The following is a 20,240-nucleotide window of genomic DNA, read 5'->3' as shown; positions in this document are numbered from 1 at the left end:
GACGAGGTGAATTAAATAGATTTCCAGACCGTCCGTCAACGACTTTTTGAAAAAATTTTAAATTAATTCCGTCGCTTACGTTTTTTGGGGTCATTCAGCAGGCGGAACGTAGCCTTCGGCCTGGGCGTATTCTTCGCCAGCGAAAAACTTGTCCATCTCGGCCTGGAGGAATTTGCGGTCCTCGGCATTCATCATGTTCAGGCGCTTTTCGTTGATCAGCATGGTCTGGTGCTTCTGCCAGTCGGCCCAGGCCTTCTGCGAGATGTGATCGAAGATGTCCTGGCCTTTAGCACCTGGGTAGGGCGGGCGCTCCAGGCCTGGGAGTTCTTCTTTGTACTTGCGGCACATCACGGTGCGGGTCATCGGGCATCTCCTGCAATCAGTTCGTCGGCCGCGCGTTTGAGCAACTTCTTGACCGGGGCAGCGAGGCCCAGGCGCGGCGGGGTGGCGAGGTTATACCAGAGCCAGTCGGGCTCGGCCACGTGCTGGCCGACCGGGTCGACCTTCACCAGCCAGGGCTCGATCGCCAGCTGGAAGTGGCTGAAGGTGTGGGTCAGGCCGTCTAGGGCGCGGCTCTCTGCCAGGCGCAGGCCATGCTGGTAGGCGAGGTCGTCGAGCTGTTCGATGTTCTCAAGCTCCGGCAGGCTCCACAAACCACCCCACAGGCCGCTGGACGGTCGGCGGTACAGCAGGATCGCGCCTTCGTGGTTGGCCAGCAGTGGCATCAGTGTCCGGCGTTGCGGCAGCGCCTTGCGTGGCTTGGGCTCGGGGTAGCGGGTTTCTTCGCCGTGCAGGTGCGCTTCGCAGCCGCGTTGCAGCGGGCAGATCAGGCAGCTGGGCTTGCTGCGGGTACACAGCGTTGCGCCCATGTCCATCATCGCCTGGGTGTAGTGGTTGGCGCGGGTCTGCGGGGTGTAGCGCTCTGCGCTGGCCCACAGCTGGTTGGCCACCTTGGGCTCGCCGGGGTAGCCGGCCTGGGCGGTAAAGCGGGCCAGCACGCGCTTGACGTTGCCGTCCAGGATGGGCGCGCGGATGCCCATGCTGATGCTGGCGATGGCACCGGCGGTGGAGCGGCCGATGCCAGGCAGTTCGGTCAGTTGCTCAACACTGCGCGGAAACTCGCCGCCATGCTGCTCGACGACGATTTTCGCGGCCTTCTGCAGGTTGCGCGCGCGGGTGTAATAGCCCAGGCCCGTCCACAGGTGCAGCACTTCGTCCTCCGGCGCTTCGGCCAGGGCCTGCACGGTGGGCAGGGCCTGCATGAAGCGGTCGAAGTAGTTGAGCACGGTGCTGACCTGGGTCTGCTGCAACATGATTTCCGACACCCATACCCGGTACGGGTTGATGCCCTGTTGCCAGGGCAGGTCGTGTCGGCCGTGCGCGTCATACCAGTCCAGCACGGCGCTGGAGAACTGCTCGGGGCTCATCGTTTGAACAGCCCCTTGAGCGCATCTTTGAGTTCAGGGCTCACTTTGTCTCCGAGTTTTTCGTCGAGTTTTTCATCAATCTTGTCTTTCAGGCGGTTGCCGGCCAGTTTCGCAGCGACCTTGCCCAGGCCGTCCTGGTCCAGGCGGCAGGCCTTGGCGCCAAGCTCCAGCGGGCCGCGGCAGCGCAGCGGCACTTCAACACCGACATAGCGCTCGTTGACCTGGCAGGCCGGGTCCGGCATGGCGCGTTGGTCGCCTTCGACGACCACGCCGACGTTGTAGTCCATGCCCAGCACGCGCAGGTCGAGGTCGCCGTGGCCGTTGACGGTCAGGCCTGGAATGCGGGCCTTGAGGTCTGGGTTGCTGGCCACGCCATTGCGCACCACTAGGCTGCCACGCAGTTCCTCGAAGGGCGTGTCCTTGCCGCGCGGTTCGCCGTTCAGCGTTTTACGGTTCAGGGTGGCAATGGCCTGGCACAGTTGCTGTTCAAGGTTGGCATTGACCAGCACGCCATCGTTGATGGTGAAGTTGGCGCTGCCATTGAGGGTGTCGACCAGTGCCTTCTGGCTGTTGCCGGTTGCGGTCAGGTCGCTGGTCAGGGTCAACAGGCCCTTGACCGGTGGCGTCTGCTCTTTGCCCTCGGCCTTGATGAAGTGTTCCACCGGTACCCGGTTGATCTTGGTATTGACGCCAAACTGCGGTACAGCAGGGCGCACATCGACGGTGCCCTTGGCCTCGAAGCTGCCATTGTAGAGGCCGCCGCGCAGGGTTTGCAGGGTCACCAGGCCGCCTTGGCCGGTGGCCTTGAGCTGGGCATCCTGAATGGGCAGTTTGTCCAGGGTCAGTGCGCCGAACGTCAGGTCGGCCTGCAGGTCGAGGGCGCGCAGGCGGTCCACCGGCAGCAGCTTGTCGTCGCTCCAGGCGACCTGGGTCGGGGCGTTGGGCAGCGGGGAGTTGCTGGCACCGGCCACGGCGCTGGCTTCCTGTTGGTTGACCTCGGCCTGGCGGGCGGCGGTGGCGCCTTTGGCTTGTTCGCTCTTGGCGGGCAGGTAGCGGTCGGCGTCGAAGGTGTCGGCCTTCAGTTGCAGGCGCAGGGCCTGTTTGGCGAAGTCTTCGACGGCCACGCGGCCGGTGAAGGTGCTGTCGTCCAGCTTCACGGCCAGGTCTGCCAGGGCCAGGCTGTTCGACGTGCCTTGCAGGCGGGTGACCAGTTCCAGCTTGGTGAACGCGGCAGGGTCGTTCGTGGTGGGCAGCGGGCGGCCGATGCCGTCGAGGAAGGTGCGCAGGTCGAACTGGGCGATCGACAGGCCGCCGCTGAGTTGGGGTGCCTTGTCCAGGTCGCGCAGGTTCAGTTCACCCAGTGCACGCAGCTGGTTGGCCGAAATTTTCAGGCCATTCCACGAAGCGACATTGGCTGCCAGGTCGACCAGCAGTTGGCCTTGCGCGGCGAAGGTCACGGTCTTGCCTGCAAACGGCTCGCCCGAGGTTTCGCCCGACAGGCGCATGTCTTCGAAGTTGTAGCGCTTGAGCTTGCGGTCAAAGCGCAGTTCGCCGGCAAGCTCGGTGCGGGCCTTGATGCTCGGTTGGGTGGCACTGAGGAAGGCACTCGCCTTAAGCGCAATGTTCGCGCCTTCATGGACCGGGCCGGTGCTCAGCTGGATGCTTTCGGCGCTGTAGCTCTGGCCGTTTTTGGCATCGGTGTACTGCACGCGGGCGTTGTTCACGGTCAGGCTGTCGATGTCGAGTTTGACCGCACGCTCGCTGCCGCTGTCGGCTTGCGCCGGGGCCTGTTCGGCAGGTGCCTGGGCCGGTGTATCGGTTGGGGCGCCGTTAGGGGCGGGCAATGGCTTGCCGATGTCTTCCCAGTTGCCATGGCCATTTTCGTCGCGGGCCAGGGTCAAGTTCAGGCCTTCGACGCGCACATCGCTCATCTGCACTTCGCGGCGCAGCAGCGGCAGCACGCGTACCGACAGGCCGAGCATCTTCAGGTCGGCGAACGGCTCGCTGGGTTTGCTCAAGGTCGCGATGCTCGCGTCATGCAGCTCAAGGCCCAACCACGGGAACAGGCTCCAGCCGATGTCACCGTTGAGGGTCAGCTCGACATGAGCCTTGTCGCGCGCCAGCTGGCGAATCTCGTCTTTGTAGTCGTTGGGATCAAAGAGGTGGGTCAGGGCGAAGCCCAACGCCACGATGATCAGCAGCAACCCGAGAAGCCCCAGTCCCAGGATTTTGCCGAACGCTTTCATGGGCGAGTCCTTGTAGTCCGATTTGAATTTCAGCGGCAGAGTATAGCGCCGCAGTGCTTATCCCTGCGTATCCGGCAAGAGATACAGGGCATTTCCCTACGAATGGAGCAGATGTTGCGGCTTTCGACAGCCGCAGTTCTCGCAGTTCCTTTTGTGTTGCCTGTACCGGCCTCTTCGCGGGGCAAGCCCGCTCCCACAGGGTTCATCCGATCATGTGGGAGCGGGCTTGCCCCGCGAAGAGGCCGGTACAGGCGAAGGAAATACCGTTTCAGCTACAGAAAAATCGACGATATCAGATTGCTTTCATCCCACCGGGTGCTGGTAACCTTGCGCCGCTTTCGGTGTGCCCGCGACCCATTGTCGCGGTGCGTCGCCCAGTAAAGGCCATACAAAAAGGATCAAACCCATGAGCAGTAACGTCACGGCGGGCACCTTGGCCGGTGCGCCGAGCTTCCTGTCGAAGGAACGCATCATCGCCCGTCCGGGCTTCAACCGTTGGCTGGTGCCACCGGCCGCCTTGGCTATCCACCTGTGTATCGGCATGGCCTACGGCTTCTCGGTGTTCTGGCTGCCCTTGTCGCAAGCCATCGGCATCACCGCGCCGGTGGCCTGCTCGGCCGACATGGGGTTCATCGCACGCCTGTTCAGCGCCGAGTGCGACTGGCCGATTTCGATGCTGAGCTGGATCTACACCTTGTTCTTCGTGTTCCTCGGCTGCTCGGCCGCGGTGCTTGGCGGCTGGCTGGAACACGCCGGGCCGCGCAAGGCCGGGCTGGTGTCGGCGCTGTGCTGGTGCGGCGGCATGCTGATCTCGGCGATTGGGGTGAAGACCCATCAGCTGTGGCTGATGTGGCTGGGCTCTGGTGTGATCGGCGGCATTGGCCTGGGCCTGGGCTACATTTCGCCGGTCTCGACGCTGATTAAGTGGTTCCCGGATAAACGCGGCATGGCCACCGGCATGGCGATCATGGGGTTTGGCGGTGGCGCGATGGTCGGCGCCCCCCTGGCGACCGCGCTGATGGGCCACTTTGGCAGCGCGGAAGACGTCGGGGTATGGCAGAGCTTCGTGGTGATGGCGGCGATCTACTTCGTGTTCATGACGGCCGGCGCCCTGGGTTACCGCGTGCCACCGACCGGCTGGAAGCCTGAGGGCTGGACCGCCCCGGCGAAAAAGGCCGGCAATGGCATGGTCACCGACCGCCATGTGCACGTCAGCGTGGCCTGGAAAACCCCACAGTTCGCCCTGGTGTGGCTGGTGCTGTGCCTGAACGTCTCGGCCGGCATCGGTATTCTGGGCATGGCGTCGCCGCTGTTGCAGGAAGTGTTCGCCGGCAAGTTGCTGGGCAACGAGCTGAGCTTCAGCGAATTGAACGCCACCCAGCTGGCGCAGATTGCCGCCATCGCAGCGGGCTTCACCGGCTTGCTGAGCCTGTTCAACATTGGCGGGCGCTTCTTCTGGGCGTCCTTCTCTGACTACATTGGCCGCAAGAACACCTACTTTGCCTTCTTCGCCTTGGGCGTGGGCCTCTACAGCCTGGTGCCGAACATGGGCCACCTGGGCAACGTGGCGCTGTTCGTGGCGGCGTTCTGCATCATCCTGTCGATGTACGGTGGCGGCTTTGCCACGGTGCCGGCGTACCTGGCCGACTTGTTCGGCACGCAGATGGTCGGTGCTATTCATGGGCGCCTTTTGACGGCCTGGGCGGCGGCGGGCGTGCTGGGGCCGGTGCTGATCACCTACCTGCGCGAGTCTCAGCTGGCGGCGGGCGTTGAGCGCTCGGCGGCGTATGACATGACCCTGTATATCCTCGCGGGCCTGCTGGTGCTGGGCTTTATCTGCAACATGCTGATTCGCCCGGTGGCCGACAAGCACTTCATGAGCGACCAGCAACTGGCCGCCGAGCGTGCGCTGAGCCATGACAAAGGTGCCGATGGCGCGCGTTCGCTGGAGTGGCATGCCGCGCCGGGCAGCTTGCCGTTGGTGCTGATCGCCTGGGCTGCGGTGGTTGTGCCGCTGGCTTGGGGGGTGTGGATTACGCTGCAGAAGACGGCTGTACTGTTCCATTGAGGTAGGGCGGGGGGCTGCAACGCAGCCCCAGACTCACAGCTTGTATAGACCTGTAACGGCATCCACCCCCCGTCATTGCTTGCTTTGCCATATGTCATCCGCGTTTCAAGCTGGCGCGATCTGGGCCTATAATGGAGCCCTTTTCGCCCAATGATTTTGCGGAGCTGGTGATGGTCGAACGTAAGGCTTCCGTCGAGCGCAATACCCTGGAAACCCAGGTCAAGTGCTCGATCAACCTAGATGGCAGCGGCAAGGCCCGATTTGATATCGGTGTGCCTTTCCTTGAACACATGCTCGACCAGATCGCCCGACATGGGCTGATCGATCTGGACATCGAGTGCAAGGGTGACCTGCACATCGACGATCACCATACCGTCGAAGACGTCGGTATCACCCTGGGCCAGGCATTCGCCCAGGCGATCGGCGACAAGAAAGGCATCTTCCGCTACGGCCACGCCTATGTGCCGCTGGACGAAGCGCTGTCGCGCGTGGTCATCGACTTCTCTGGCCGCCCAGGCCTGCAGATGCACGTGCCGTACACCCGCGCCACGGTCGGTGGCTTCGATGTCGACCTGTTCCAGGAGTTCTTCCAGGGCTTCGTCAACCACGCCCTGGTGAGCCTGCACATCGACAACCTGCGTGGCCACAACACCCACCACCAGATCGAAACCGTGTTCAAGGCGTTCGGCCGCGCGCTGCGCATGGCCATTACCTTGGACGAGCGCATGGCCGGGCAGATGCCTTCCACCAAGGGATGCCTGTAAATGCAGACGGTAGCCGTAATCGACTATGGCATGGGCAACCTGCACTCGGTGGCCAAGGCGCTCGAGCATGTCGGCGCCGGCAAGGTGCTGGTCACCAGCGACGCCGCGGTGATCCGCGAGGCTGACCGCGTGGTGTTCCCAGGCGTGGGCGCGATTCGCGACTGCATGGCCGAAATCCGTCGCCTGGGCTTCGACAGCCTGGTGCGTGAAGTCAGCCAGGACCGCCCGTTCCTCGGCATCTGTGTCGGCATGCAAGCGCTGCTCGAACACAGTGAAGAGAACAACGGCGTCGACTGCATCGGCCTGTTCCCAGGCCAGGTGAAGTTTTTCGGCAAGGGCCTGCAAGAGGATGGCGAGCACCTGAAGGTGCCGCACATGGGCTGGAACGAAGTCAGCCAGGCCAACCATCATCCGCTGTGGCACGACATCCCTGACCGCGCACGTTTCTATTTCGTGCACAGCTACTACATCAATGCCGGCAAGCCGAGCCAGGTGGTTGGTCGCGGCCACTATGGCGTCGACTTCGCCGCCGCGCTGGCCGACGGCTCGCGCTTTGCCGTGCAGTTCCACCCAGAGAAGAGCCACACCCATGGCCTGCAGTTGCTGCAGAACTTCGTCGCCTGGGACGGGCGCTGGTAAATGAGCCGATCGAAGACCAAGGCCCCGATCATTACCCTGGCCCCTGAGCAGGAGCGCGAGGCGCTCGATACGCTCAAGCGTTTTCTCGAAGACCGTTTCGAGCTGCAGCTGGGGTCGTTTGAAGTGGCCGAGGTCCTCGACCTGTTCAGCAAAGAGATTGCACCCCATTACTACAACAGGGCGATTGCCGATGTTCAGCTGCACCTCAAGGAGCGGTTCGAGAGCATCGAGAGCGACCTGTGGGCACTCGAGAAGCCCTGAAACCCAACAAATAGACAGGTTCCCAAGATGCTGATTATCCCCGCTATCGATCTGAAGGACGGTGCCTGCGTGCGCCTGCGCCAGGGCCGCATGGAAGACTCCACGGTATTTTCCGATGACCCGGTGAGCATGGCCGCCAAATGGGTCGAGGGTGGCTGCCGCCGCCTGCACCTGGTCGACCTCAACGGCGCCTTCGAAGGCCAGCCGGTCAACGGCGAAGTGGTCACCGCTATCGCCAAGCGTTACCCGACCCTGCCGATCCAGATCGGCGGCGGCATTCGCTCGCTGGAAACCATCGAGCATTACGTCAAGGCGGGCGTCAGCTACGTCATCATCGGCACCAAGGCGGTCAAGCAGCCAGAGTTCGTCGCCGAGGCCTGCAAGGCCTTTCCGGGCAAGGTCATCGTTGGCCTGGACGCCAAGGACGGTTTCGTCGCCACCGACGGCTGGGCTGAAGTCAGCACTGTTCAGGTCATCGACCTGGCCAAGCGTTTCGAGGCCGATGGCGTCTCGGCAATCGTCTACACCGACATCGCCAAAGACGGCATGATGCAGGGCTGCAACGTGCCCTTCACCAAAGCCCTGGCCGAAGCCACGCGCATTCCGGTGATTGCATCGGGTGGCATCCACAACCTGGGTGACATCAAGGCCCTGCTGGACGCCAAGGCCCCCGGCATCATCGGCGCCATCACTGGCCGTGCCATCTACGAAGGCACCCTCGATGTCGCCGAGGCCCAGGCCTTCTGCGACAACTACCAAGGCTGAGGACTGAACCATGGCACTGGCCAAGCGCATCATCCCTTGCCTGGACGTGGACAACGGCCGGGTGGTCAAGGGCGTCAAGTTCGAGAACATCCGTGATGCCGGCGACCCGGTAGAAATTGCCCGTCGCTACAACGAGCAGGGTGCCGACGAAATCACCTTCCTCGACATCACCGCCAGCGTCGATGGCCGCGACACCACGCTGCATACCGTCGAGCGCATGGCCAGCCAAGTGTTCATCCCGCTGACTGTGGGCGGTGGCGTGCGCACCGTGCAGGACATCCGCAACCTGCTCAATGCCGGTGCCGACAAGGTCTCGATCAACACGGCTGCGGTGTTCAACCCGGAGTTCGTGGGCGAGGCGGCGGACCGTTTCGGTTCGCAGTGCATCGTCGTTGCCATCGATGCCAAGAAGGTCTCCGCGCCGGGTGAAGTGCCGCGCTGGGAGATTTTCACTCATGGCGGGCGCAAGCCGACCGGGTTGGATGCGGTGGAGTGGGCGAAGAAAATGGAAGGCCTGGGTGCCGGTGAGATCCTGCTGACCAGCATGGACCAGGACGGCATGAAGAACGGCTTTGACCTGGGCGTTACCCGGGCCATCAGCGATGCGCTGGGGATTCCGGTGATTGCGTCGGGTGGGGTGGGTAACCTGCAGCACCTGGCGGACGGGATTCTGGAAGGGCATGCCAGCGCGGTGTTGGCGGCCAGTATCTTCCACTTTGGCGAGTACACCGTTCCGGAAGCCAAGGCCTACATGGCTTCGCGCGGGATCGTCGTTCGCTGAGCCATTGATTGGGGCTGCTTTGCAGCCCATTCGCGGGGCAAGCCCGCTCCCACAAGGTACAGCGTACGCCGGCCCTGTAGGAGCAGCCTTGTGCTGCGAATGGGCCGCAACGCGGCCCCAATGGCATCACCCGTGGTTCTTGCCCAACAACGCGTGGTAAAGCTCGGTATCCCCAAGAATCCCCACCACCTTGTCGTTATCCTGCAGCACCAGCTTGTTGCCCGTCTGATAACGAATCTGCAGCGCCTCACGCATACCGATATCGGCGTGCACCACCGTCGGCCTGCGCTCCAGCAACTCTACATTCTGCCCTGGCGCCCAATTCTGCATATCCAGGCCGTTCTGGCCTTGGCGTGCACGTTTGAGCGAGCCGCCTTCGCCAATGTCCAGCCATGAATCGATACCCGGGTCCAGGCACACCGAACCATTGACCCGTTTGCAGTTGTCCAGGCTGCGCATCAGGCTGCGGCCGCACAACACGTTCAGCGGGTTGGTGTGGGCAACGAAGGTGCGCACATAGTCGTCCGCCGGGTTCAGTACGATCTCTTCGGGCTTGCTGTACTGGATGATCCGCCCGTCCTTCATGATTGCAATGCGGCTGCCCAGCTTCAACGCTTCGTCCAGGTCGTGGCTGACGAACACGATGGTCTTGCTCAGCTTGCGCTGCAGCTCCAGCAGTTCGTCCTGCAGGCCCTGGCGGATCAGCGGGTCGAGTGCCGAGAACGGTTCGTCCATCAGCAGAATGTCGGCATCCATCGCCAGCGCCCGGGCCAGGCCCACCCGCTGCTGCATACCCCCGGACAGCTCGTCGGGCTTCTTGTTGCGCCACTGGGTCAGGCCAACCAGTTCAAGCTTCTCGTCCACCAGCTTGCGCCGCTCTTTCTCTGGGCGGCCCTGCATTTCCAGGCCAAAGCTGATGTTCTCGCGCACCGTCAGCCAGGGCATCAGGGCGAACTTCTGGAACACCATGGCGATGCGCTTGGTGCGCATCATCTTCAGCTCGGCCGGGGTGCAGTGGGCGATGTCGATGTGCTTGCCTTCATGCTCGACGAACAGCTTGCCGCGGCTGACCGTGTTCAGGCCATTGATGCAGCGCAGCAGGCTCGACTTGCCCGAGCCGGACAGGCCCATGAGCACGCAGATTTCGCCTTTCTCGATATCCAGGTTGGCTTTTTCGACACCCACCACCAGGCCGGTCTGCTTGAGGATCTGTTCGCGGGTCTTGCCCTGGTCGAGCAGCGACAGCGCCTCGCGCGGTTTGTTGGAGAAGATGACGTCGACGTCTTCGAACCGAATGATGCTCATGCTTCACCCCTTACCGTGACTTCCGGTTGCTTGCAGATACGGTCGAGCATGATCGCCAGCAGCACGATCGCCAGGCCCGCTTCGAAGCCCAGGGAGATATCGGCGGTGTTCAGTGCGTTGACCACAGGTTTGCCCAGGCCGTCGGCGCCCACCAGGGCCGCGATGACTACCATCGACAGCGACAGCATGATGCATTGGGTGACACCGGCCGCGATGCTCGGCATCGCGTGGGGCAGTTCGATGCGGGTCAGCAGTTGACGGCGCGAGCAGCCAAAGGCCTTGCCGGCGTCGAGCAGCTCTTGTGGCACATCGCAAATGCCCAGGTAGGTGAGGCGGATCGGCGCGGCGATGGCGAACACCACCGTCGAGATCAGCCCCGGAACCACGCCCAGGCCGAACAGGGTAAGGGTCGGGATCAGGTAAACGAAGGTGGGTACCGTCTGCATCAGGTCGAGTACCGGGCGCATGGCGGTATAGAACATCGGTTTATGCGCGGCGACGATGCCCAGCGGCACGCCAATGGCCACGCAGACCACGGTGGCGAAGGTCACCTGCGCCAGGGTTTCCATGGTTTCCTGCCAGTAACCCAGGTTGAAGATAAGCAGGAACGACAGCGCAACGAACGCCGTCAGCCCCCACTTGCGCTGAATAACGTGCGCCAGGGCGGCGAACAGGGCGATGAGGACGAACGGGTTGAACCAGGTCAGGGTACTGGTGACGCCATGGATCATGAACTCCAGGCCTTGCGCGATGGCGTCGAAATAATTCGCGCCGTTCTGGGTCAGCCATTCGACGAACGACGCGATGTACTGCCCCAGGGGTATTTTCTGATCGATAAGCATGATAGCGAGCTTCCACCTGCAAAGATTGAAATCAGTCCGGGGCGGGCACGGTCCCGCCCCGAGGTAGCGCTATTGCGTGGTGCGTTATTGCGCCAGCTTGGCCTTGGCCGCCTCAAGGCCGGGTTTGCCATCAACGGTGGTAACGCCCGCCAGCCAGGTATCCAGCTTGCCGGGGTTGTCTTTAAGCCACTTCTTGGCGGCTGCTTCGGGTTTCATCTTGTCGTCCAGGACATAGCCCATCATGGTGCTTTCATCCTTGAGCTCGAACGACAGGTTCTTGAGCAGTTGGCCAACGTTGCTGCATTCCTGCACGTAACCCTTGCGGGTGTTGGTCAATACGGTTGCCTTGCCGAATTCGGGGCCGAAAAAATCATCCCCGCCGGTGAGGTACTGCATCTTGAAGCGGGTGTTCATCGGGTGCGGTTCCCAGCCCAGGAACACCACCGACTCGTTGCGTTTCTGCGCCCGGTCGACCTGCGACAGCATGCCGGCCTCGCTCGACTGCACGATCTTGAAGCCGGCGTCCTTCAGGCCGAAGGCGTTCTTGTCGATCATGCTCTGGATGGTGCGGTTGCCGTCGTTACCCGGCTCGATGCCGTAGATCTTGCCGTCCAGTTCTTTCTTGAACTTGGGGATGTCGCTGAAATCCTTCAGGCCCTTGTCATACAGCGCCTGGGGCACGGCCAAGGTGTACTTGGCGTTTTCCAGGTTGGCGCGCACGGTCTCGACGGTGCCGGCGTCGCGGTACTGCTTGATGTCGTTCTCCATGGTCGGCATCCAGTTGCCGAGAAACACGTCCAGGTCCTTGCCGGTGGCCAGCGACTTGTAGGTCACCGGTACCGAGATCATGGTGGTGTGGGTCTTGTAACCCAGGGCTTCGAGCACAACGCTTGTGGTGGCTGTCGTCACCGTGATGTCGGTCCAGCCGACATCGGAGAAACGTACCGTCTGGCACTGCTCAGGCTCGGCGGCCTGGGCCAGCAGCGGGGTGGACAACAACGCAACCAACAACAGCGAGGGTGAACCTTTCATGGATGGACTCCTGTGATTTTGTCTTCGGGTTCGCGTGGGTCGCCGGGCGTTCTGAAGGTCCGGTCGACCAGGCCTGCAGAGGGCAGGTTGCGTGGCCGTGCTATACGAGTCGCTTTTGATAATCCTCCAGCGCCGGGCAATCGCCTACTGGTGGGGTCGTATCCAGTACGGAACGGGTCGTATCCAGTACTGGCGATGTCGCATATGGATTTTTCCACCCCCTCGGCCGCGTTTTTGCGTCACCAGGCCGCTGGAAAACGGCGTGAAGACGGCAGTACCTCAGGTAAAAACAGCACGGCGCAGCTGGACAAAACTACGTCGGTTGCAGACGGCGAAGGGGTAGGCAAAAGGCCGATGATGCGTGCATTCATGGCGGCTCGCAGCTTCAGCCTAGCAGTTGCCCCGCCCTGCGCATGGCGCGCAGAGACAAGCCCAGCAAGAGGTGATTCGACAATGGCCATCAGCGTGTTCGACCTGTTCAAGATTGGTGTCGGGCCCTCCAGCTCCCACACCGTCGGCCCCATGCGGGCTGGCGCTCTGTTTGTGCAGGGGCTGCGCGAGCGCGGCGAACTGGAGCAGGTAAAACGGGTCGAGGTGCGGCTGTATGGTTCGCTCTCGGCCACCGGCATCGGCCACGGCACCGACAACGCCACCATCATGGGCCTGATGGGCGATTGGCCGGACGCCATCGACCCGACCCAGATCGTCCCTCGCATCGCCGACCTGCGCGAAACCAACACCCTGCTGCTGGCCGGCCGCCTGCCCATCGAGTTTGTCTGGGCCCGCGACATGCTGTTGCTGGACGAGAACCTGCCGTACCACCCCAACGCCATGACCTTGATCGCCGAAGGCGCGCAGGGCGAGCTGCACCGCGACACCTACTACTCGGTGGGCGGTGGCTTTGTGGTCGATGCCGCGCAGGCCGCCAGCGGTGTGCTGGACGCCGACCAGACCGTATTGCCCTACGACTTCAACAGTGCCGCCGAGCTGCTGCAACTGTGCAAGCAAAACGACCTCAGCGTGTCGCAATTGATGATGGCCAACGAGAAGGTCTGGCGCAGCGAGGAAGAGATCCACGCCGGCCTGCAGAAGCTCTGGCAAGCCATGCAGGAGTGCGTCACCAACGGCCTGAAATACGAAGGCACGCTGCCCGGCGGCCTCAACGTACGGCGCCGCGCCGCCAAGCTGCACCGCAGCTTGCAAGAGATCGGCAAGCCCAACGTGATCGGCTCGACCATGAGCGCCATGGAGTGGGTCAACCTGTTCGCCCTGGCGGTCAACGAAGAAAACGCCGCCGGCGGGCGCATGGTCACCGCGCCCACCAACGGCGCTGCGGGCATCATCCCGGCGGTGCTGCACTACTACATGCGCTTCAGTGATGTGGTGGACGAGTCGAACGTGACCGACTTCTTCCTCGGGGCGGCAGCGGTCGGCATCCTGTGCAAGAAGAACGCTTCAATTTCCGGCGCCGAAGTCGGCTGCCAGGGCGAGGTCGGTTCGGCCTGTGCCATGGCGGCGGCAGGCCTTGCGCAAGTGTTGGGGGCGACACCGCCACAACTGGAAAACGCTGCCGAAATCGCTTTGGAACACAACCTTGGCCTGACCTGCGACCCGGTCGGTGGCCTGGTGCAGGTGCCGTGCATCGAGCGCAACGCGATTGCCGCAGTCAAGGCGATCAACGCAGTGCAGATGGCCCTGCGCGGCGACGGCGAACACTTCATTTCCCTCGACCAGGTGATCCGCACCATGCGTGACACCGGCGCCGACATGCACGACAAGTACAAAGAGACCTCACGCGGCGGCCTGGCGGTCAGCGCCATCGAATGCTGATGCGCTAATCACGCGCTGCTGGTCACCACGACGCCCCACTATGGGGCGTTTGTGCATGACCGGCCGTCAGATGTCGCGATGAGTGTGGGCATTGTCGGTGACACTTAAGAGTGTCGTTTCTGGGCAACCCACAAGACACGTGTCACCAAAGTGCTCAGCAGTTACAAGGAGCGCGCCTAGCACGGCGGTTCCAGAAGTTCAGCCAGCCCGCGCCGAAGGCCCTGATTTGCCGAGTAAAGGCGTCGTTTTCAGGTTTTTTCGGATAGCCGTTCAATTTCAGGCACGGCGTTTGCGTTGTGATTGGCAACAAGCCCCTACCTACGAAGAGGGGGCCATAACAAAAAAATCAGTGCCCGCCTGAGGCACACCCTGCATTTGTGTGAGGAGAAATCGCGATGACGTCGTACACCTCCGGGAATCCAACCCAGAACCGCACAGCTCCCCAGTCCATCGGGTTTCTTCTACTGGACAACTTCACCCTGATTTCCCTGGCGTCGGCGGTAGAGCCGCTGCGCATGGCCAACCAGCTTTCCGGCCGCGAGCTGTACCGCTGGCACACCCTGACCGTCGATGGCGGCCAGGTCTGGGCCAGTGATGGCCTGCAGATCACCCCCGACGCGGCCATGCACAATGCGCCGCCGATCGACACCGTGATTGTCTGCGGTGGTGTCGGCATTCAGCGCACCGTTACCCGTGAACACGTGACCTGGCTGCAGGCGCAGGCTCGCCAGTCGCGGCGCCTGGGCGCGGTGTGTACTGGCAGCTGGGCGCTGGCCTGTGCCGGGCTGCTCGACGGCTTCGATTGCAGCGTGCACTGGGAATGCCTGGCCGCCATGCAGGAGGCTTACCCACGGGTGAACATGAGCACCCGCCTGTTCACCCTCGACCGCAACCGCTTCACCAGCTCCGGTGGCACCGCGCCGCTGGACATGATGCTGCACCTGATCAGCCGCGATCACGGCCGTGAACTGTCGGCGGCGATCTCCGAGATGTTCGTCTACGAGCGCATTCGCAACGAGCAAGACCACCAGCGCGTGCCGCTCAAGCACATGCTCGGCACCAACCAGCCGAAGCTGCAGGAAATCGTCGCGCTGATGGAGGCTAACCTGGAAGAGCCGATCGACCTCGACGAACTGGCGGTGTATGTGTCGGTGTCGCGGCGCCAGCTCGAGCGCTTGTTCCAGAAGTACCTGCACTGCTCGCCGTCGCGCTATTACCTGAAGCTGCGCCTGATCCGCGCGCGGCAGTTGCTGAAGCAGACGCCGATGTCGATCATCGAAGTGGCCTCGGTGTGCGGCTTCGTCTCTACCCCGCACTTCTCCAAGTGCTACCGCGAGTACTTCGGCATTCCGCCGCGTGATGAGCGCGTGGGCTCCAACACCGCACAGCAGGTGGCGATGATGCCGATCCCGCAGGCCATGACCCTGTCGCCGCACAGCGGGCCGATGGCGGCCCTGAGCCAGGCACGCAACGAGTCGACGTTCGCCAGCGTAAGGCTGTAAACGCTACGCGCCCGTTTGTAGGAGCAGCCTTGTGCTGCGAAGAGGCCGGTAACAGCGTCATATAACGACCCTGTTTTCACCGGCCTCTTCGCAGCACAAGGCTGCTCCTACAGGTGAACACCGCTCGTGATCATGTATTGATAATGATTCTCGACTACGGGTAACATCGCCGCCCCCGATACTCCCTGGCATACCACCCCGTGGCGGACGACAAACTGCAGCTGTACTTGGCCCATCGGGCGGCGTTGGTCGATTATGCGCGCCCGATCGTTGGCTGCCGTGCCCGCGCCGAGGATGTGGTCCAGGAAGCCTGGCTGCGTTTCAGTGGGCAGCAGGATGATGCCGACATCCGCCACCCGGCCAGCTACCTTTACCGCATCGTGCGTAACCTGGCCCTGGATCAGACCCGCCGCACCGCCACCGAAAAAGCCCAGCCAGACGGCGACGAAATCCTCGCCGAGCTGCCGTCGAGCAGTGCCTCGCCCGAGCAGGCGGTCAGCCAGCAGAACGAGCTGGACGCCATCAGCCGAGCCCTCGAAGAGCTGCCGCAACGCACCCGCATCGCCTTCGAAATGCACCGCCTCGGGGGTTTCACCTTGCAGCAGGTGGCCAACCACCTGAACGTCTCCGTGAGCTTGGTGCATCAACTGGTGCGCGACGCCATGAGCCATTGCATGGCGCGGCTGGAGGACGACCTTTGACGGGGCTGTTGAAAAAACCAGGCGCTGGCGCGTCCTTTGCTCATCGGGCCGACTCTGTGCGACCCTTCGCGCCCCTCAGCCCCCAGGAGACGTGCCGGACATGACGCCAGCAGACCTCGTATCCAGCCGCCGCGAGCAGGCCCTGGACTGGCTCCTGCGCCTGCAGCAGGCCCCGCAGGATGGGCCGCTGCGTGCCGAGTTCGAGCGATGGTGCGCCAGCGATTCGGCCAACGCCGAGGCCTACCGCAAAGCCGAGCGGGTGTGGCAGCTGACGGGGCAACTGGCCCCTGCTACCACCGCGCAATGGCCGCAGGCCGAGGTGCTGCGCTTGCCTGTGCAACGCACATCTCGGCGCCGCTGGTGGCTGGGCGCTGCGGTCGCTGCCTGCCTGTTGGTGGCGCTGGCGCCTTCCTTGAGCCTGCGGCTGCAGGCCGACTACCGCACGGCCCAGGGCGAAACCCGCGACATCACCCTGGCCGATGGCAGCGTGGTGCAGATGGACAGCGACACGGCCATCGCCGTGGACTATGCGGGTGATCACCGTGATGTGCGCCTGCTCACCGGCCAGGCCTTTTTCCAGGTCACCCCCGACAAGGCCAAGCCGTTTCACGTGCGTGCCCAGGCGGTGCAGGTAACGGTGACGGGGACGGCGTTCAACGTCGCACTGCGGCCGGGCAGGGTAGGGGTGGATGTGCAGCACGGGTCAGTTCGGGTCGAAGACAGCGGCGATGGGCATGTGCTGTCCGGTGCGCTGACTGCAGGGCAGCGGCTGCGCTATGACGACGGGCTGGTACAGGTGCACACCTTCGTGCCCGCGCAGGCGGCCGCCTGGCGTCAAGGGCAACTGATTGCCGATGACCAGACGGTGGCCGAACTGGTTGCGGAGCTGGCGCGGTACCTGCCGGGCAAGGTGCTGCTGCGTGACGATGCGCTGGGGGCCAAGCGCGTCACCGGTGTGTATGACCTGCGCAAACCCGAGGCGGCGCTGCGTGCGGTGGTCCGGCCGCATGGCGGAGAGCTGCGTAGCTATGGGCCTTGGCTGTTGGTGCTGAGTAAGCCTTGAGATTGACGGGGGCTGCGTAGCAGCCCCAAAAAGCGCGCCACAAAAAACTAATTTCACAATTTTCTGAAAAATCCCCGCACTGCCCCGTCTACTTCCCCGCGCGCAATAACTGATACCGATTCGTATTCAATTTTGCAGCCCGGCGATTGCCCGGGGTGGGGATGTGGGATGACTGAAACAACAAGCCGTATGCCTCGCCAAGCGCGGGGGTGGTCGTTGCGCCTGAAGCATTTGGCCCGCAGTACGCTGCTTGGCGCAGGCTGTGCCCTGTTCGTGCCTGCAGTGTCGGCAAGTGAGGCCGCCGCCTCTTCGCAATTGGCGCAAGTGCATGCATTTGCTATCCCGGCGCAGGACCTTGCTGCCGCGTTGATCGCCTTCGGCCAGCAAAGCGGTCTGCAAATGACCGCCGATGCGCAGTTGCTGGAGGGCGCGCAAAGCAATGCCGTGCAGGGGCGTTTCAGCAACGAAGCGGCATTGGCCCGCCTGCTTTCTGGCAGTGGCCTGACCTGGGACTACGACGGTGGTGTGGTAAGCCTGCGCCTCCTGCACAGCGATGCAGATGCCGGCCCTATGGAATTGCATGACACCTTGGTGCTGGGCGATAGCGGCGACAATGGTTACCTGGGTGCCACGGTCATCAGCAATCAGGCCATCCGTGCCTTCCCAGGGGCCAACGGCGATATCACGACCCTGCTGCAGATGCACCCGAGCGTGCAATTTTCCAGCGCGCAGAAAAGCTCCAACACCCCGGGCGAAATCGACCCCGCCGACATCAGCATCAACGGCGCCAAGTTCTACCAGAACAACTTCATGATCGATGGCATTTCGATCAATAACGACTTGGACCCTGGCGCCCATGGCTACAGTGAAAACCGCCAATTCGATGCCGCGCCCAGTAACCCCCACGGCATAGCCCTGGACGCCGACCTGCTGCAGGAAGTGAAGGTCTACGACAGCAACGTTCCAGTCGAATACGGAGGCTTCAATGGCGGCGTGATCGATGCCATCACCCGTCGCCCGAGCAGAGAACTGCACGGCAAGATCTCCTATGCACTGACCCGCTCGGAGTGGACCCGCTACCACATTACCGAAGCCGATCAGGAGAGCTTCGACCACGCCTCTTCCGAGCAGTACCAGCCGGAGTTCGAGAAGACCACGTTGCGAGGCATGCTCGAGGGCCACCTGACCGACAATTTCGGTGCCATCCTGAGCTTTTCCCAGCGCCGCTCGGTGATCCCGCTCAACCGTTACGAAAATGGTTACACCAGCCCTAATGCCGACAGCAGCGCGGACCAGACCCGCCAGCTGGACAACTACATGCTCAAGACCTATTGGGACGTGAGCGAACGGTTGACGCTGGAAGGCTCGTTCATCCACGCGCCTCAGGAGAACGTGTTTTTCCGGCAGAATTTTCTCGACTCCGATTTCACCAACACCAATGGCGGCTGGCAGGGTTCGTTGAAGGCCGTCTGGGAAGGTGACCAAGCGCGCTGGACGCACACGCTGGCGCTTACCAACCTGTACAGCTCGCGAGAGGCCGACAGCAAGGACACGGTGTTCTGGTATTACTCCGATGAGAAGAACTGGGGTAACCCCACCGGCAATACAGCCCGCAGCGGTGAGGGCTCGTTCGGCAATCTGGACCAGCGTCAGCGCGGTCTTGATTACACCCTCAAGGGCCAATGGCAGACGTTCGATTTCGCCGGTACCAGCCACGCGTTCACGACAGGCTTTGAGTTGTCGCAAAAGCACGCGGAGTGGGAGCGCGAAGCAACCGGGCAGGGCGTGAGCGGGTTTAGCCGCGACGACGAAACCCGCTGCGCAGGCGACGATCCGTGGTGCTCCGTCAGCCCGTTGCTCAACGGGAAAAGCCGCCAGTGGGCGAACCTGCGTACCCAGTACAACGCAGGCAAGCTGGACCTGACCGAAAATGCTTACGCCGTGTTCATCGACGACCAGATGCAGATAGGCAAGCTCAGCCTGCGTCCGGGCGTGCGCTTCGAAGGCGATGACTACATGCAGCAGAAGACCCTTTCACCGCGCTTTGCCGGTGACTACGACTTCTTTGGCGACCGCAGCACGGTGCTGGTTTTCGGTGCCAACCGCTATTACGGCCGCAACCTGTTCAAGTACCGCCTTGCCGATGGCCGCCAGGGCTTCAACACCACCTATACCCGCAGCAGCCAGACCAGTGAGTGGGTCGGTCGGCAAACGCTGAACACCAACCGTTTTTCAGACATGAACATCCCTTACGATGATGAACTGATGCTCGGCCTTGAACAGCGCTGGCTGAACACTGACTTTCGCCTGAAGTATGTGCACCGCAAGGGCAAGGACCAGGTGGTGCGGTCATCGTCGCGGGTGCTTGGCCTTGATCCCCTTGAGGGCTACCAAGCCATTTACTACACCTACGTGAATGCGGGCGCGAGCGAGAGCGACAACCTGTCCCTGACCGTTACGCCCAATCAGCCATTGCGGGTGCTGGGCAGTGTCACCAGCCTGCAACTGGCACTGGATTGGTCGCGCAGCAAGAATGCCTACAGCACCTATGAAGCTGGCTTCAATGACGCCGAATACGCGGATGGTGATGTGCTCTACGACGGCAAACGCATGGCTTACAGCCAACTCCCGGCCAGCGACTTCAACCGCCCTTGGACCGCCCGCCTGACCACCATTACCGAGATCCCGCGCTGGCACCTGAGCATCAGCAACTTCTTTCGTTACCGGGGTGCGTACGACCAGATCATCGACACCGGCCGCACCGCCGATGTGGACGGCGAGGCCCTGGCCGTTTACGACACCGCTTCGGTGGCTGGCGCGCCCACCTGGGACATGCGCGTGAAATGGGAAATGCCCACCGCCAGGGAGCAGGCGCTGTTTGTTGCTGTGGACGTGACCAACGTCACTGACAAGGTCAACTCGATCGTCAGCAACAGCAGCACCGTCCGCACCACGTATGAAGTCGGCCGCCAGTACTGGCTGGAAGTCGGCTACCGCTTCTGACCCCATAAAAA

Annotated in this window: 17 protein-coding genes; 11 read left to right on the top strand and 6 right to left on the bottom strand. The window is 62.6% G+C overall.

The window, feature by feature from the left end; translation table 11 throughout:
• Positions 1-90: 90 nt before the first annotated feature.
• The 3 genes from MFF34_RS09030 to MFF34_RS09020 are packed head-to-tail and all read right to left on the bottom strand — an operon-like array spanning position 91 to position 3,673.
• Positions 91-363, bottom strand: coding sequence for an oxidative damage protection protein (locus MFF34_RS09030; RefSeq protein ID WP_027594266.1), 273 nt, complete (start codon positions 361-363; stop codon positions 91-93).
• Positions 360-1,427, bottom strand: a complete 1,068-nt coding sequence (gene mutY, locus MFF34_RS09025; protein WP_027594267.1) for an A/G-specific adenine glycosylase — start codon at positions 1,425-1,427, stop codon at positions 360-362. Before mutY ends, MFF34_RS09030 begins: the two co-directional genes overlap by 4 nt.
• A complete protein-coding gene (locus MFF34_RS09020; protein ID WP_238212581.1) occupies positions 1,424-3,673 on the bottom strand; it encodes an AsmA family protein in 2,250 nt (749 codons plus the stop codon). The genes mutY and MFF34_RS09020 overlap by 4 nt, the downstream gene beginning before the upstream one ends.
• Before the next feature lie 406 nt (positions 3,674-4,079).
• On the opposite strand from MFF34_RS09020, the gene MFF34_RS09015 reads away from it, so the two are divergent.
• The 6 genes from MFF34_RS09015 (at position 4,080) to hisF (ending at position 8,951) form a co-directional block, all read left to right on the top strand.
• Positions 4,080-5,741 (top strand): OFA family MFS transporter, encoded by a 1,662-nt coding sequence (locus tag MFF34_RS09015; protein WP_238212579.1) that lies wholly within the window; start codon positions 4,080-4,082, stop codon positions 5,739-5,741.
• Positions 5,742-5,911: 170 nt separating this feature from the next.
• Positions 5,912-6,505: an imidazoleglycerol-phosphate dehydratase HisB gene (hisB, locus tag MFF34_RS09010; protein WP_027594270.1), complete on the top strand. Its 594-nt coding sequence runs from the start codon at positions 5,912-5,914 to the stop codon at positions 6,503-6,505.
• Complete coding sequence (gene hisH, locus MFF34_RS09005) at positions 6,506-7,144, top strand: imidazole glycerol phosphate synthase subunit HisH (protein WP_027594271.1); 639 nt, start codon at positions 6,506-6,508, stop codon at positions 7,142-7,144.
• Positions 7,145-7,405: a DUF2164 domain-containing protein gene (locus MFF34_RS09000; RefSeq protein WP_027594272.1), complete on the top strand. Its 261-nt coding sequence runs from the start codon at positions 7,145-7,147 to the stop codon at positions 7,403-7,405.
• 27 nt (positions 7,406-7,432) lie between these two features.
• The gene (hisA, locus tag MFF34_RS08995; RefSeq protein ID WP_016484508.1) at positions 7,433-8,170 is read left to right on the top strand and encodes a 1-(5-phosphoribosyl)-5-[(5-phosphoribosylamino)methylideneamino]imidazole-4-carboxamide isomerase; all 738 of its coding nucleotides are present in this window, start codon (positions 7,433-7,435) and stop codon (positions 8,168-8,170) included.
• A gap of 10 nt (positions 8,171-8,180) precedes the next feature.
• Positions 8,181-8,951, top strand: a complete 771-nt coding sequence (gene hisF, locus MFF34_RS08990) for an imidazole glycerol phosphate synthase subunit HisF (protein ID WP_099452654.1) — start codon at positions 8,181-8,183, stop codon at positions 8,949-8,951.
• 126 nt (positions 8,952-9,077) lie between these two features.
• Here hisF and choV read toward each other — a convergent pair whose 3' ends face one another.
• The 3 genes from choV to MFF34_RS08975 all read right to left on the bottom strand — a co-directional run bounded on the left by choV (position 9,078) and on the right by MFF34_RS08975 (position 12,130).
• The gene (gene choV, locus MFF34_RS08985; protein ID WP_027594275.1) at positions 9,078-10,256 is read right to left on the bottom strand and encodes a choline ABC transporter ATP-binding protein; all 1,179 of its coding nucleotides are present in this window, start codon (positions 10,254-10,256) and stop codon (positions 9,078-9,080) included.
• The gene (choW, locus tag MFF34_RS08980; protein WP_172960399.1) at positions 10,253-11,101 is read right to left on the bottom strand and encodes a choline ABC transporter permease subunit; all 849 of its coding nucleotides are present in this window, start codon (positions 11,099-11,101) and stop codon (positions 10,253-10,255) included. Before choW ends, choV begins: the two co-directional genes overlap by 4 nt.
• An 81-nt stretch (positions 11,102-11,182) precedes the next feature.
• Positions 11,183-12,130 carry a choline ABC transporter substrate-binding protein gene (locus MFF34_RS08975; protein WP_027594277.1) on the bottom strand — a complete coding sequence of 316 codons (948 nt, stop codon included), beginning with the start codon at positions 12,128-12,130 and terminating at the stop codon, positions 11,183-11,185.
• 453 nt (positions 12,131-12,583) lie between these two features.
• Here MFF34_RS08975 and MFF34_RS08970 point away from each other — a divergent pair, with 453 nt between their 5' ends.
• From MFF34_RS08970 to MFF34_RS08950, 5 genes are all read left to right on the top strand, one after another.
• The gene (locus tag MFF34_RS08970) at positions 12,584-13,960 is read left to right on the top strand and encodes an L-serine ammonia-lyase (RefSeq protein WP_099452656.1); all 1,377 of its coding nucleotides are present in this window, start codon (positions 12,584-12,586) and stop codon (positions 13,958-13,960) included.
• A 395-nt stretch (positions 13,961-14,355) separates the two neighbouring features.
• Positions 14,356-15,462: a GlxA family transcriptional regulator gene (locus MFF34_RS08965; RefSeq protein WP_027594279.1), complete on the top strand. Its 1,107-nt coding sequence runs from the start codon at positions 14,356-14,358 to the stop codon at positions 15,460-15,462.
• A gap of 200 nt (positions 15,463-15,662) precedes the next feature.
• Complete coding sequence (locus MFF34_RS08960; RefSeq protein WP_027594280.1) at positions 15,663-16,163, top strand: sigma-70 family RNA polymerase sigma factor; 501 nt, start codon at positions 15,663-15,665, stop codon at positions 16,161-16,163.
• A 100-nt stretch (positions 16,164-16,263) separates the two neighbouring features.
• A complete protein-coding gene (locus MFF34_RS08955) occupies positions 16,264-17,226 on the top strand; it encodes a FecR family protein (RefSeq protein ID WP_238212577.1) in 963 nt (320 codons plus the stop codon).
• A 168-nt stretch (positions 17,227-17,394) separates the two neighbouring features.
• Positions 17,395-20,229, top strand: coding sequence for a TonB-dependent receptor (locus tag MFF34_RS08950; protein WP_238212575.1), 2,835 nt, complete (start codon positions 17,395-17,397; stop codon positions 20,227-20,229).
• Positions 20,230-20,240 lie beyond the last annotated feature (11 nt).

The sequence above is a fragment of the Pseudomonas sp. PAGU 2196 genome (genome assembly GCF_022179005.1).
Lineage (GTDB): Bacteria > Pseudomonadota > Gammaproteobacteria > Pseudomonadales > Pseudomonadaceae > Aquipseudomonas > Aquipseudomonas kermanshahensis.
Note: the sequence above shows the minus strand (reverse complement) of the source record. Positions and strands in the feature narration are given on the sequence as shown.